This is a genomic window from Rhodanobacter sp. OR87 (assembly GCF_000473345.1).
Taxonomy (GTDB): Bacteria; Pseudomonadota; Gammaproteobacteria; order Xanthomonadales; family Rhodanobacteraceae; genus Rhodanobacter; species Rhodanobacter denitrificans.
On the sequence record NZ_AXBJ01000002.1, the window covers coordinates 214,985 to 227,813 of the forward strand.

The following is a 12,829-nucleotide window of genomic DNA, read 5'->3' on the forward strand; positions in this document are numbered from 1 at the left end:
TCCAAGTTTACCCCGCCGCCCCTGCTGGAGCCCGCTCGCGGGCGATGCCTTTGGAGCGGGGATTCGGGATTTGGGACCCGCAGAAGCAAGAGCATCACCCGCGAGCGGGCCCCGGCTCTGTCGGTTCGCTATTCCCCATTCCCGGCCTTACGCATTGACCATCCGCATTCCCGCTTCGACATAGCGGCTGCCGCTGGCCGCATCCGGCGGGAACACGGCGTCGATCGCTTTCAACTCGGCGGCGCCGAGCCGCACGTCGAGCGCGCCCAGGTTCTCGTCCAGCCGGCTGCGCCGGCGCGTGCCGGGGATCGCCAGCACGTCGTCGCCCTGCGCCAGCACCCAGGCCAGCGCCAGCTGCGCGGGCGAACAGCCCTTGTCGGCGGCGAGCGTCTTCACCTGTTCGACCAGCTGCAGGTTGCGGGCGAAGTTGTCGCCGATGAAGCGCGGGCTGCCGCGGCGGTAGTCGTCGGCGTCGAAATCGTCCGGCGAGCGGATCGCACCGGTGAGGAAGCCGCGGCCCAGCGGCGAATAGGCGACCAGGCTGACGCCGAGCTTGCGGCAGGCGGCGAGCATGCCGTTCGTTTGCGGGTCGCGCGTCCACAGCGAGAACTCGCTTTGCAACGCGGCGATCGGGTGCACCGTGCAGGCGCGCTCCAGCGTGGCGCCGGAGGCCTCGCTCAGGCCCAGGTAGCGCACCTTGCCGGCGGCAATCAGTTCGGCCATCGCACCGACGGTTTCCTCGATCGGCACGCCCGGATCGACGCGATGCTGGTAGTACAGGTCGATGGTATCGATGCCGAGGCGCTTCAGGCTCGCGTCGCAGGCGGCGTGCACGTAGGCCGGGCGGCCGTTGATGCCACGCGCGGCCGGGTCGTTCGGGTCGAGCACGATGCCGAACTTGGTGGCCACGAAAGCCTGCTCGCGCCGCCCCTTGAGCGCCTTGCCCAGCAGCACCTCGTTGGTGTGCGGGCCGTACATGTCGGCGGTGTCGAGCAGGGTGAGGCCGCGCTCCAGCGCGTGGTGGATGGTGGCGATGGATTCGGCGTCGTCGTGCGCGCCGTAGAACGCGCTCATGCCCATGCAGCCAAGGCCGAGGGCGGAGACGCGGGGGCCGTGGCTGCCGAGGGTGCGGGTCTGCATGCGAGTCGCTCCGGTAGATGGGGTGGACGCATGGTGCGCCATGACGATCGCCGGATAAATGCTCAATAATGGCCATGACCATTCAAACCGGGACAACAATCGCAATGGACCGGCTCGAAGCCATGCGGCTGTACACGCGGATCGTCGAGCTGGGCAGTTTCACTGCCGCGGCGGACGACCTGAACCTGCCGCGCGCCACCGTCACCCACGCGATCAAGCGGCTGGAGGCGCGGCTGGGCGCGCAGCTGCTGCAGCGGACCACCCGCCGCGTGCGCGCCACCCGTGACGGCGAGACCTATTACGGCCATTGCCTGCGCCTGCTGGCCGACGTGGACGAGGTCGAGACGGATTTCCGCGAGGCGCGGGTGCAGCCGAAGGGCCGCCTGCGCGTCGACCTGCCGGTGTCGCTGGCACGCCTGCTGGTGATCCCGGCGCTGCGCGATTTCTTCGCGCGCTTCCCGCAGATCCAGCTGGACATCGGCACCGGCGACCGCTTCGTCGACCTGGTACGCGAGGGCGTGGATTGCGTGCTGCGCGTCGGCGAGCTGGGCGATTCGGGCATGGTCGGGCGTCGCGTGGCGATGCTGGAGCAGGTGACCGTGGCCAGCGCCGCCTACGTGCGCCGGCATGGCCTGCCCGATGCGCTGGCCGCGCTGCGGGACGGCCACCTGGCAGTGAACTGGGTGTCGCCCACCACGCGCCGCGCGGAGCCCCTGGAGTTCATGGTCGGCCGCAAGCGGCGCGAGATCGCGCTGCCGGGCTGCGTCAGCGTCAGCGGCGTGGATGCCTATCTCGGCTGTTGCGAGGCCGGCCTGGGCATCGCGCAGATGCCGCGTTACCGCATCGTCGATGCGCTGAAGAACGGCCGGCTGCGCGAGATCCTGCCGGCGCACCCGCCACCGTCGTTGCCGATGACCATCCTGTACCCGCAGCAGCGGCAGATGCCGGCGCGGCTGCGCGTGTTCGTCGACTGGCTGGTGGAGTTGACGACGGCGTAGGAGCGCGCCCTGTGCGTGATGCTCATCGTCACATGACCGGAAACCATCGCGCACAGGGTGCGCGTCCACGGCAGGTGGCGTGGCCTTACGAGGCGCGCGGCGGGCCGGGGCGCGGCGCGCTGGTGCCGAGCGTGTCGCTGGTCAGCGGGGCACCGGCGGTGAGCAGGGCGCCGCGCTGCTCGGCCAGCGGCAGGCGCAGCATGCAATCCTCGAAGCCGGCCAGTTTCTGGAACACCGGCAGCGCCTGCACTTGCGCCACCAGTGCGGCGGTCAGCGGCCAGCGTTCGGCGTCGATCGTGTAGCGCACGAACGAGGCGGTGCGGAAGAAACTGGCGATGCTGATGTCGGCGATCGACAGCGTGCCGAACACGAAGCCGTCATCCGGCAGCTGCCGCTCCAGGTAGTCGAGCGCGGCGGGGATTTCCACCTCGCGGGCATGCTGCACCACCGCCTCATTGGGCGCCTCGCCGAAGATGTGGCGCTTGATCGCCAGCTGGTGGAACAGCCGCCAGATCAACCCGTCGGCCAGCCGCGTGTCGGCGTATTCCTCCAGCCAGCGCGCGCGGGCGCGGTCGGCGATGTCGCGCGGGTAGAGCGAGGGCGAGGGCTGCCGATCCTCCAGGTACTGGCAGATCACCGAGGAGTCGCTGAGCTCCAGTCCGCCGTCGATCAGCACCGGGATGCGGCGCAGCGGGCTGAGCCGGGTGAATTCGTCGTTGCCGACGAACGGCGCGATCGGGTCGACCTCGTACTCCAGCCCCTTCAGCTCCAGGCACACCAGCACCTTGCGTACGTAGGGCGAGAGGTAGTTGCCGATGACTCTGAGGCGCTGCGGCATGGTGCGACTCCGGGAACACGGAGGGCGCAGCGTGCGATGGCCGGCGCATGCGCGTCAAGCGCAGGGCGTGGCAGACCATGCGTCGGCGCACGGGCCGGATCGGGACCAATGGCAGGGGTGCCATTGGTCATGCCCGCGCTAGCATCGGTCATTCGAGGGAGTCCGCGCCAGGGTCGGCAACCGCACAGATCCGCTTCCGCAAGGGGAACGAAGCATGAGTTCGAAAATCGGCAGTTCGCGCGTGCTCGGCGCGCTGGTCATGGGTGCCTTGTCGGCCGGCGTCGCGGCGCAGGCGCGCACGCTGAGCGCCGACGACTACGCGCGGGCGGAGCGCTTCATGAGCTACAACACCGTGCCGCTGGTCGACCACGCGGTGCCGAAGGTCGAATGGCTGGACGACGGTCACTTCTGGTACGTCGACCATGACGCCGCCGGCGATCATTTCGTGCGGATGGACGCGGCCAGTGGCAAGACCGCGCCGCTGTTCGACCAGGCGAAACTGGCCGTGGCGCTGGGCAAGGCCGGCGGCAAGCCGGTCGATGCGAAGAAATTGCCGGTGACTGGCTACGAGGCGAGGCCGGACGGGCGGGTCGATATCGCCGTGCGTGGCAAGCACTACGTGTGCGACCTCGCCGCCGTCGAGGCGAGCTGCGTCGACCGTACCGCGCTGGTGAAGACCGGCAAGGAGCCGGGCGCGCTGTCGCCGGACAAGCAGAGCGAGGCGTTCATCCGCGACTGGAACCTGTGGCTGCGCGACGTCGCCAGCGGCACGGAGACCCAGCTCACCACCGATGGGGTGGAGAATTTCGGCTACGCCACCGACAACGCCGGCTGGAAGCACACCGACAACGCGATCGTGGAGTGGTCGCCGGATTCGAAGCGGATCGCCACCTTCCAGCAGGACCAGCGCAAGACCGGCGAGATGTACCTGGTCAGCACCAACGTCGGCCATCCGAAGCTGGAGAAATGGAAATACCCGCTGGTCGGCGACAAGGACGTGACGATGATCGAGCGCGTCATCGTCGACGTGGCGGCGAAGAAGGTCACGCGCCTGCAGATGCCGCCGGACCAGCACCGCTCCAGCCTGTGCGACGACGTCAGCTGCGGCCCCGACGGCGGCTGGGACGACGTGAAGTGGGCGGCCGACGGCAAGACCCTGGCCTTCGTCTCCACCTCGCGCGACCACAGGCACGAATGGTTCCGCATCGCCGACGCGAACACCGGCAAGGTGCGCACGGTGTTCGAGGAAGTGGTGCCGACGTACTACGAGAGCGGCAACGGCGCGGTCAACTGGCGCTACCTGCCGGAGACCAACGAGGCGATCTGGTTCAGCGAGCGCAACAACTGGGGCAACCTGTATCTGTACGACCTCACCAGCGGCAAGCTCAAGCGCGCGATCACCAAGGGCGAGGGCAACGTCACCGAGCTGCTGAAGGTCGATCCGAAGACGCGCACCGTGTGGTTCCGCGGCGTCGGGCGCACGGCGGGCGTGAATCCCTACTACCAGCAGTTCTTCAAGGTCAGCCTGGACGGCGGCAAGCCGGTGCTGCTGACGCCGGAAGCGGCCGACCACACCGTCACGCTGTCGCCGGACGGCAGGGCCTTCGTCGATGCGTATTCCACCCCGACCACGCCGCCGGTCACCGTGCTGCGCGCTTCCGATGATGGCCGCAAGGTGGCGAGCGTGGCCACCGCGGACATCGCGCGCCTGAAGGCCGCCGGCTGGGTGCCGCCGATCCCGTTCACGGTGAAGGGGCGCGACGGCAAGACCGACCTGTACGGCATGATGTTCAAGCCGACCCACTTCGATCCCTCGAAGAAATACCCGATCATCGACTACATCTACCCGGGCCCGCAGACCGGTTCGGTGCGCGGGCGCAGCTTCTCTGCCGCGCGCGCCGACCACCAGGCGATGGCCGAGCTGGGCTTCATCGTGGTGGCGATCGACGGCATGGGCACGCCGTGGCGCTCCAAGGCGTTCCACGACGCCTACTTCGAGCACGTCGAGGACAACACCCTGCCCGACCAGGTGGCCGGCCTGAAGGAACTCGGCAAGCAGTATCCATGGATCGACCTCGACCGCGTGGGCATCTGGGGCCACTCCGGCGGCGGCAACGCCACCGCGGCCGCGATGTTCCACTACCCGGACTTCTTCAAGGTCGGCTGGGCCGAAAGCGGCAACCACGACAACCGCAACTACGAGGACGACTGGGCCGAGAAGTGGCAGGGCCTGCTGGTGACCAACAAGGACGGCAAGACCAACTACGACGCCCAGGCCAACCAGAGCTTCGCGAAGAACCTGAAGGGTCGGTTGATGCTGGTGCACGGCACGATGGACGACAACGTGCCGCCCTACCAGACCCTGCTGGTAGCTGATGCGCTGATCAAGGCGAACAAGGATTTCGACCTGCTGCTGATCCCGAACGTCCACCACGGCTACGCCGAGGCGACCCCGTACGCCACCCGCCGACGCTGGGACTACTTCGTGCAGTACCTGGCCGGCAATACGCCGCCGCACGAGTACCAGCTGAAGGCGTGGCCCTGGCGCTGAGTGGTTGTGAGTTATGTGAGATACCGCTGTCTGTGTTCCTCTTCGCTTGCGGGATGGAAGTAGAAGCAACACGTCCGGTTCCTCCCCCTGCGCAGCAGGGGGAGGGCAGGAGGGGGTGACGCTCTTGATCCTGGGCTTGATGAAGAGCGACCCCACCCCGGCCTCCCCTGCGAGCAGGGGAGGGAGCAAGGCGATGCGTTCGGTCTTGCTGGAGGTCAGAGGGTGAGGCTCCGAGGTTCCGGTCAGCGCAGGCTCGTCGGCTTGGCGACGCCCTTGGCGCTCGCTTCGTCGAGCAGTTTGCGGATCTGCTGACTGGCTTGGCTGGTGGCCTGTTGCTGGCGCTTGCCCAGTGCTTCCTGTTGCGCGCCAAGCGCTTCCTGCTGCTTGCCCAGTTCGGCCTGCTGCCGGCCCAGTGCCGACTGTTGCTGACTGAGCTTTTCCTGCTGCTGATCGAGTTCCTGCTCGCTGGCTTCCAGCTTGGCGCGGTTCGCCTGCGTTTCCGCGGAGCGTTCATGCTGGCTGGATTGCGCGGCGAGCGTGGCTTGCCGGCTGGCCAGCATGGCGCGCTGGCCGGCGAGCTGCCCCTGCCTGGCGCCCAGCGCGCCCTGCTGCGCGCCCAAGGCTCCCTGTTTGCCGCCGAGCGCGCCTTGCTGGCCGCCCAGTTCGCCTTGCTGCCTGGCCAGGGCGTCGACCGGCGCGTAGGCGGCCTTGGCGCGCTGCACGTAGGCCGGGTCGTCGATCAGCCAGGCCTTGTCGCCACGGCGAAACCACAGCGTGGACTTGCCGTCCCGCTGCAGGCGCTTCGCGGCGGCAAGGTCGACGTCGCTGCCGTTGACGATGGCCGCATCGCCGTCGAACAGCGCGAAGCCTTCGCTGGCGTCGGTATGGATGGCGACGTTGGCGTGGTGGACGCGCAGACCACTGATGTCGTGCGGCGGGGCGGGTGGCAGCGGCGGCGGTGGGGGTAGTGTGGCTGGAGGAGCCGGCGGAGGCGGGGTTGGCAAGGCTGGAGGAGCGGGCAGCGGCGGGGTTGGCAAGGCTGGAGGAGCGGGCAGCGGCGGGGTTGGCAAGGCCGGAGGGGTAGATGGGGCTGGCGGCGGCAGCGGCAGCAGGCTTGCCTGCGCGGAAGCCGGCGTGGGGGGGGTGTTGTCCGCGCCGGCCGCCGTCACACGATAGGGCAGCACGCCGACGAGGGCGATCAGTGCGACGAGCAGCCAGCCGCGTGCGCGCGACGACGGCTGGTTCACGGTTTGTTGCAGCATGGTCAGTCGCCTCTTGAGATTGTGGAACGACGGGGAAGCGCCGGCGAGGCCGGCGTGCATCGGTTGCGCCACGCCCAGGCGCAGCAGCAGGCGGCCGTAGTCCTGTGGCGCGGCGTGGTCCTGCCGCAGGACCTGCGCATCGCAGGCCGATTCGCGGTTGAGTGCGTATTCGCGCATGGCCCAGCGCACCAGCGGGTGGAAGCAGAACAGGCACTGCGCGAGCGCCGGTACCCACGCCAGCCACAGGTCGCCGCGGCGCAGGTGGGCCAGCTCGTGCGCGATCGCCATCGCCGCTTCGTCGGCGCTGAGCGCGTGGCCGGTCGGCAGCAGCACGGTGGGTCGCCACAGGCCGGTCACCTGCGGCGAGACGATCGCGTTCGAGACGCGCAGCCGTGGACAGCGGTGCAAGCCGAGTTGCCGCGCCTGCCGCGTACACAGCGCTTGCAGTGAGGCATCGCGCAAGGCCTGCGATTCGCGCAGCACGCGGCGTGCCTGCCGCCCTTGCCGCAGCGCGATCAGCGCCTGCAACAGCACGGCGGCCAGCCACCACAGGGCGATGCCGGTGCGCCAGGACGGCGCCGGCGTGGCCGGTGAAGCGATCGACGGCAGCGCGGCGTCGGCGGTCGCCGGCGAGGCGAAGAACGCCACGGGCGGCGTGACCGGCGCGGGGACTTCCAGCGGTGCGGGCGACAGCAGCGGAAGTTCCAGCGGCGCGTGCCACAGCAGGCCGAGCAGCAGCTGGGCGCCGACCAGCCACCACAGCATGCAGCGCATCGCCGCCGACAGGCGCGGCCACAGACGGCCGGCCAGGCAGACGGCGCCGATCAGCAGCGCGGCCTGGATGGACGTCCAGACCAGTCGCGTCAGCAGGGTGTCCGAAAAATGGTTGAGTGCGTCCATCTCACGACTCCTTGCGCCGCGATTGCAGCTGGGTCACCAGCGCCTCGAGCTCGGCCAGTTCGGTGTCGGAGACTTCGGCACGCTCCGACAGCCAGGCCACGAACGGCGACACCGAGCCGCTCAGCGTCTTCTCGACGAAGCTGCCCACGGCGCTGCGCATCACTTCGCCCGGGCCGGTGGCGGTGCTGTAGCGGAACATGCCCTTGAGCTGGCGGCGCTTGAGATAGCCCTTGCCGCGCAGGCGCTCCATCATGGTCAACACGGTGGAGCGGGCGAGCCCGCGCGGCTCGCCGAAGCTCGCCGCGACTTCGCCGACCGAGGCGGTGCCGCATTCGTCGATGTGCTGCAGCAGCGCCAGTTCCTGGTCGCCGATGGTGGGTTTGCGCATGGCCGGGACCCGAATGACTACAGATGTAGTCAACGTACGCCTTGACTACATCTGTAGTCAATAGGCCGTCGGTTACGCCGGAGGCGGCACGGCTCCGCCGCGGTCCGCATAAAAAGCCGGCGCCATCGAGGCGCCGGCGGTTCGTGCTGCGTGTGGCGGGTCGCTCAGAACGTGTAACGCAGCGTCAGCATCGCCGACCAGCGCGATACCACGCGGCTGGGGTCGTAGAAGCCGCCGTCGTAGACCTGCAGCTGCTGCGGCTGGTAGTTGCCATTCTTGTCTTTCGGCAGCGTATACACGTACTGGCCCTGCGCGTTGACGCCGGCGTAGCTGGCGAGGTTGCGGGTCGGGTAGATGCCGGTGTTGCGCACCTGGCCCCAGTCCTTGTTGAGCAGGTTGAGGAAGTTGTACACGTCCAGGCGCAATTCGCCCTTGTTGCCCTTGAAGATGCCGGGCAGCTCCTGCGAGAAGCTCATGTCCAGCTCGTTCACCCAGGCGGTGCGGGCGCCGTTGCGGTTGGCGATCTGCCCGCGATGGGCGTTCAGGTATTTCTCGCTGGAGAGGAAGGCCTGGAACTGGTCGATCAGCTGCTGGCTGGTGCCGGCGGCGTAGGCGACCTTCGGGTCGTTGATCGCCGGGATGTAGGCCGGATCCCAGCCGGAGACGCTGTCGCCGTTGGCGTCGTTGCTGAACACCCAGGTGTACGGCGTGCCGGTGTGGCCGCTGTAGAACGCCGACACCTGCGTCTGGTAGTCGCCGAAGAACGCATGCTGCCAGGTCAGCGAGGCCTTCAGCGCCTTGGCCACGTTGTAGTTGGAGGTGGCCACGACGTCGGAGTTCGGGTTCAGCCGGGCGACGCGCTGGTAGCCGTTGTAGGCGATCGTGTCGGTGCCCGGGTCGACGTCGGTGGCGTGGTTGAAGGTCAGGCTGAGGTTGCCGAACCAGCTCGCCGAGAAGGGCTTGTTCAGTGCCAGGGTGAGGCTGTCCGACTTGCCCTTGTGGGTATTGGTGAGCAGGGTCGACTGCGTGCTGAAGGCGCGGTTCTGGTTGGCCAGCGCGTCTTTCGAGACCGGCGCCTCGCCCGGCGTCTTCCAGAACTGCTCGCGGCCGTCCGGCAGCACGCCGGTGGGTGCGCCGAAGTTCAGCGCCTGGTAGAGGATGCCGTCGCGTACCTGGATGTGCTGGTACTCGGCCGACGCGGTCAGCCCCCACCACGGCAGCTCGCGGTCCAGCGCCAGGCTGGCTTTCCACACGGTCGGCAGGCGGAAGTCCCTGGCGATCGTATCGATCGAGCCGGCGCCGCCGCCGGCCGGGATGTTCTGGTTGAACGGATCCGGACTGAACGCCGCCTGCGAGGGATCGAACGTGTTGTAGGAGAGCAGGGTGATGCCGTTGTTCTGGTACGGGTTGGTCATCCACACCGTGGGCGGCGAGGTCTGGAACAGGCCGACGCCGCCGCGCAGCTGGGTCTTGTAGCTGCTGTCGAACAGGTAGTTGAAGGACAGGCGCGGCTCGACCACGCGGTTGCGCGAGCCCACCGTGTAGTTGTTCGGGTAGCCGAAAGCCTGTTCGAACGCGGCGTTGTAGACCGGCGGCGCGCTGGAATGCGGGATGTCCACGCGCACGCCGTATTGCACCGACAGCTGCTCGTTGACCTGCCAGGTGTCCTGCAGGAACGGGCTGTACTGGCTGTACGTCCACTTGCCGGCGATGTCGTTGAGCGTGTAGCCGGGCGCCGGGTGGAACAGGATGTACGAGTTGTAGTTGCCGGCGGCGAAGTTGTCGATGCCCCAGAAGTTGTACTGGCCGAATTCGGTCTGCCCGAACAGGTTGTTGATCTTGTTGCTCTGGTAATCGATGCCGCCCTTGATCGCGTGGTCGCCGGCGTAATAGGTGCCGGCCAGGAACACGCTGAACTTCTTGGTATCGATGTGGTTGTAGTGGCGGAAGCGCTCCTCGCCCAGGTTCACCGACGGGCCCTTGCCGGTCGGCGACAGGTTCACGTTCACCGCCGGCTGCTGCCAGGGCGCAGCGGTGTCCTGGACGAACTTCTGGAAGCCGACCTTGGCTTCGGTGGAGAAGCTGTCGGACCAGTCGTCGAACAGATGGGCGACATAGTTGTTGGTGGTGATCGTCTTGGTATAGGTATAGCTGGTCAGGCCCACGCTGCTCGGGCTGTTGCCGCCCACCGCGGGCAGCAGCTCCTTGGTGCGCTGGAAGGTGAAGCTGGCGCGGTGATTGTTGGTGATGTTCCAGTCGATCTTGCCGAGGTAGCGCTTGTCGTCGTAGGTCAGCCCGGTCGGGCCACCGAACGTGCCCGGGGTCAGGCCCAATTGCTTGGCCGCATCGATGATCTTTTGCAGGTCGCCCGGGGAAACCTTGTTGCTGGTGGACGGGCCGTTGCCCAGCGAGTCGTCCAGGCCGTTGGCCGAGTCGGCGCCGATGCCGGTGGTTTTCTCGTGCTCGGCCGAGATGAAGAAGAACAGCTTGTCCTTGATGATCGGGCCGCCGACGTTGAAGCCGTAGGTGGTGTCCTTCTGGTAGCCCTTGTAGTGGTAGCCCGGATTGCCGCTGGGCAACCAGCCGGCGTCGCCGACCAGGTGGTTGGCATTGCGATAGGCGTAGTACACCGCGCCATGGAACTGGTTGGTGCCGGACTTGGTCACCGCGTTGACGTCGGCGCCGACCACGTCGGAGGACGTGTCGTAGTTGGCGGTGGAGATGTTGTATTCGGCGATCGTCTCGGGCGAGATCGGCGACTTCTGGTAGGGCAGGCCGTTGGCGTTCAGGCCGAACGGATCGCCCTGGGTCACGCCGTCGACGGCGATGTTGTTGTAGCGGTTGTTCATGCCGGAGGCGGAGATCGCGCCGGTGCCCTGATCGGTCACGGTGACGCGCGGGTCCAGGCGCACCACGTCGTCGATCGAGCGGTTGCCCTGCGGGGTCGCCTGCAGCTGGCGCTGCGAGATGTTGGTCGACAGCCCCTTGTTGTCCGAGGAAAAGGTCTGCGCCAGGGTCGAGGCGCTCACGGTGACCGCGCCGAGGTTGTGCGCCTGCTGCTCGCCGGCGCCCATGCTCAGGTTGATCGACGAGGGCTGGCCCAGCTGCAGGAACACGTTGTCCTGCTCCACGGCGGCCATGCCGGTCTTGGCCGCGGAGATCTCGAAAGGACCGCCCACGCGCAGCCCTTGCGCCGCATAGCGGCCATCGGCGTCGGTGGTCACTTCCTTGGTAGTGCCGGTCGGCTGGTGCACGATCGTCACCGTGGCGCCCGCCACGGGCTGGCCATGGGCGTCCAGCACGCGGCCGCTGACGCCGGATGTGGTGATGTTCTGGGCAGCGATCGGCGCCATGGCCAACAATGAGGCGATCGCGAACGGCAGCACTCTGACGCGGATGGGAGTAGTCATCGGTGATCCTTGAGTTTGGACGGCGGGGAGAATCGCCGTGCCCGGTCGCCAGGCACCGGGCCTGGCGGCATCGGATCGTCGATGGTTTTCCCCGGTTCTGACGAGCGCAGCTGCAGGGCTTGCTGCCTGCCGGCTGCGGATCGGCGCGTCATTCTAATCCCGCCCTGTGACAAACCTGCACAGTCCGGGCGAGGGAAATGGCCTTCACTGCTATCGCAGAATCTGCGGGCCGGCTCAGAACGCCATGTCGAACGCCACCTCGCCCTGCACGCCGACCTGATAGGCCGAGACGCGGCGCTCGAAGAAGTTGGCCAGTTCCTGCACGTCCTGCAGGTCCATGAAGTCGAACGGGTTCTTCGCGCCGTATTTCTTCGGCAGGTCGAGCTGGACGAAACGCTGGTCGGCGCAGTACTCCAGGTACTGGCGCATGTCCTTCACCGACATACCGGCCACGCCGCCGGACAGCACGTCCTCGGCGAACCGGGTCTCGCAGGCGATCGCGTCTTCCATCATCTCCTCGACCTGCGCGCGCATGGCGTCGTCGAACAGTTCCGGTTCCTGCGCGCGCACGGTACGCACCACCTCGAACGCGAACGCCATGTGCCCGCTCTCGTCGCGGAACACCCAGTTGGTGCCGGCGGCGAGGCCGTGCAGCAAGCCGCGAGAGCGCAGGTAGTACACGTAGGCGAACGCGGCGTAGAAGAACAGCCCCTCGATGCAGGCGGCGAAGCAGATCAGGTTGAGCAGGAACTGGCGGCGATGCTCGCGCGTTTCCAGCTGGCGCAGATCCTGGATCGAGTCGATCCACTTGAAGCAGAACGCGCCTTTCTGGCGGATCGACGGAATCGTCTCGATCGCGGCGAATGCGCCGTTGCGCTCGGCTGGATCGGGGATGTAGGTGTCCAGCAGGGTGAGGTAGAACTGCACGTGCAGCGCTTCTTCGTACAATTGGCGCGACAGGTACATGCGCGCTTCCGGCGCGTTGATGTGCTGGTACAGGTTCAGCACCAGGTTGTTCGACACGATGGTGTCGCCGGTGGCGAAGAACGCCACCAGCCGCTGGATCAGGTGGCGGTCGGCGGCAGACATCTTGGTGTCGAGGTCGCGCGTATCCATCGAGAAATCCACCTCCTCGACGGTCCAGGTGTTCTTGATCGCGTTGCGGTACATCTCGTAGAAGCCGGGGTAGCGCATCGGGCGCAGGGTGAGTTCGAAGCCGGGATCGAGGATGTGGGCGTTGCGGGCGGGTTGGGCGGACATGGTGGGATTTCCTTGTGTGGTTTCGCAGCCGATAGGGCGCAAATGCTCTTGGCTCGTCATCCCGGCGAAAGCCGGGATCCAG

The 12,829-nt window shown here is 67.5% G+C and carries 8 protein-coding genes; 2 read left to right on the plus strand and 6 right to left on the minus strand.

Annotation, left to right across the window (positions count from 1 at the left end; all coding sequences use genetic code 11):
- Nucleotides 1-147 precede the first annotated feature (147 nt).
- Nucleotides 148-1,140: an aldo/keto reductase gene (locus RHOOR87_RS0102690; protein ID WP_015448947.1), complete on the minus strand. Its 993-nt coding sequence runs from the start codon at nucleotides 1,138-1,140 to the stop codon at nucleotides 148-150.
- A 104-nt stretch (nucleotides 1,141-1,244) separates the two neighbouring features.
- On the opposite strand from RHOOR87_RS0102690, the gene RHOOR87_RS0102695 reads away from it, so the two are divergent.
- Nucleotides 1,245-2,138 (plus strand): LysR family transcriptional regulator, encoded by an 894-nt coding sequence (locus tag RHOOR87_RS0102695; RefSeq protein ID WP_015448946.1) that lies wholly within the window; start codon nucleotides 1,245-1,247, stop codon nucleotides 2,136-2,138.
- Nucleotides 2,139-2,223: 85 nt separating this feature from the next.
- On the opposite strand, the gene RHOOR87_RS0102700 is transcribed toward RHOOR87_RS0102695, so the two are convergent.
- A complete protein-coding gene (locus tag RHOOR87_RS0102700) occupies nucleotides 2,224-2,976 on the minus strand; it encodes a glutathione S-transferase family protein (protein WP_027484156.1) in 753 nt (250 codons plus the stop codon).
- A gap of 214 nt (nucleotides 2,977-3,190) precedes the next feature.
- Here RHOOR87_RS0102700 and RHOOR87_RS0102705 point away from each other — a divergent pair, with 214 nt between their 5' ends.
- Complete coding sequence (locus RHOOR87_RS0102705; protein ID WP_027484157.1) at nucleotides 3,191-5,527, plus strand: S9 family peptidase; 2,337 nt, start codon at nucleotides 3,191-3,193, stop codon at nucleotides 5,525-5,527.
- Nucleotides 5,528-5,769: 242 nt separating this feature from the next.
- Here RHOOR87_RS0102705 and RHOOR87_RS19560 read toward each other — a convergent pair whose 3' ends face one another.
- From RHOOR87_RS19560 to RHOOR87_RS0102730, 4 genes are all read right to left on the minus strand, one after another.
- Complete coding sequence (locus RHOOR87_RS19560) at nucleotides 5,770-7,689, minus strand: M56 family metallopeptidase (RefSeq protein ID WP_027484158.1); 1,920 nt, start codon at nucleotides 7,687-7,689, stop codon at nucleotides 5,770-5,772.
- 1 nt (nucleotide 7,690) lies between these two features.
- Entirely contained in the window at nucleotides 7,691-8,077 is a 387-nt protein-coding gene (locus tag RHOOR87_RS0102720) for a BlaI/MecI/CopY family transcriptional regulator (protein WP_027484159.1), read from the minus strand.
- 164 nt (nucleotides 8,078-8,241) lie between these two features.
- Nucleotides 8,242-11,487 carry a TonB-dependent receptor gene (locus tag RHOOR87_RS0102725; protein WP_027484160.1) on the minus strand — a complete coding sequence of 1,082 codons (3,246 nt, stop codon included), beginning with the start codon at nucleotides 11,485-11,487 and terminating at the stop codon, nucleotides 8,242-8,244.
- 234 nt (nucleotides 11,488-11,721) lie between these two features.
- The gene (locus RHOOR87_RS0102730; protein WP_027484161.1) at nucleotides 11,722-12,747 is read right to left on the minus strand and encodes a ribonucleotide-diphosphate reductase subunit beta; all 1,026 of its coding nucleotides are present in this window, start codon (nucleotides 12,745-12,747) and stop codon (nucleotides 11,722-11,724) included.
- Nucleotides 12,748-12,829: the final 82 nt, after the last annotated feature.

Coding starts and splice junctions, on each gene's coding strand:
- RHOOR87_RS0102725 (WP_027484160.1), bottom strand. CDS start 11,487: ATGACTACTCCCATCCGCGTCAGAGTGCTGCCGTTCGCGATCGCCTCA.
- RHOOR87_RS19560 (WP_027484158.1), bottom strand. CDS start 7,689: ATGGACGCACTCAACCATTTTTCGGACACCCTGCTGACGCGACTGGTC.
- RHOOR87_RS0102720 (WP_027484159.1), bottom strand. CDS start 8,077: ATGCGCAAACCCACCATCGGCGACCAGGAACTGGCGCTGCTGCAGCAC.
- RHOOR87_RS0102700 (WP_027484156.1), bottom strand. CDS start 2,976: ATGCCGCAGCGCCTCAGAGTCATCGGCAACTACCTCTCGCCCTACGTA.
- RHOOR87_RS0102730 (WP_027484161.1), bottom strand. CDS start 12,747: ATGTCCGCCCAACCCGCCCGCAACGCCCACATCCTCGATCCCGGCTTC.
- RHOOR87_RS0102690 (WP_015448947.1), bottom strand. CDS start 1,140: ATGCAGACCCGCACCCTCGGCAGCCACGGCCCCCGCGTCTCCGCCCTC.
- RHOOR87_RS0102695 (WP_015448946.1), top strand. CDS start 1,245: ATGGACCGGCTCGAAGCCATGCGGCTGTACACGCGGATCGTCGAGCTG.
- RHOOR87_RS0102705 (WP_027484157.1), top strand. CDS start 3,191: ATGAGTTCGAAAATCGGCAGTTCGCGCGTGCTCGGCGCGCTGGTCATG.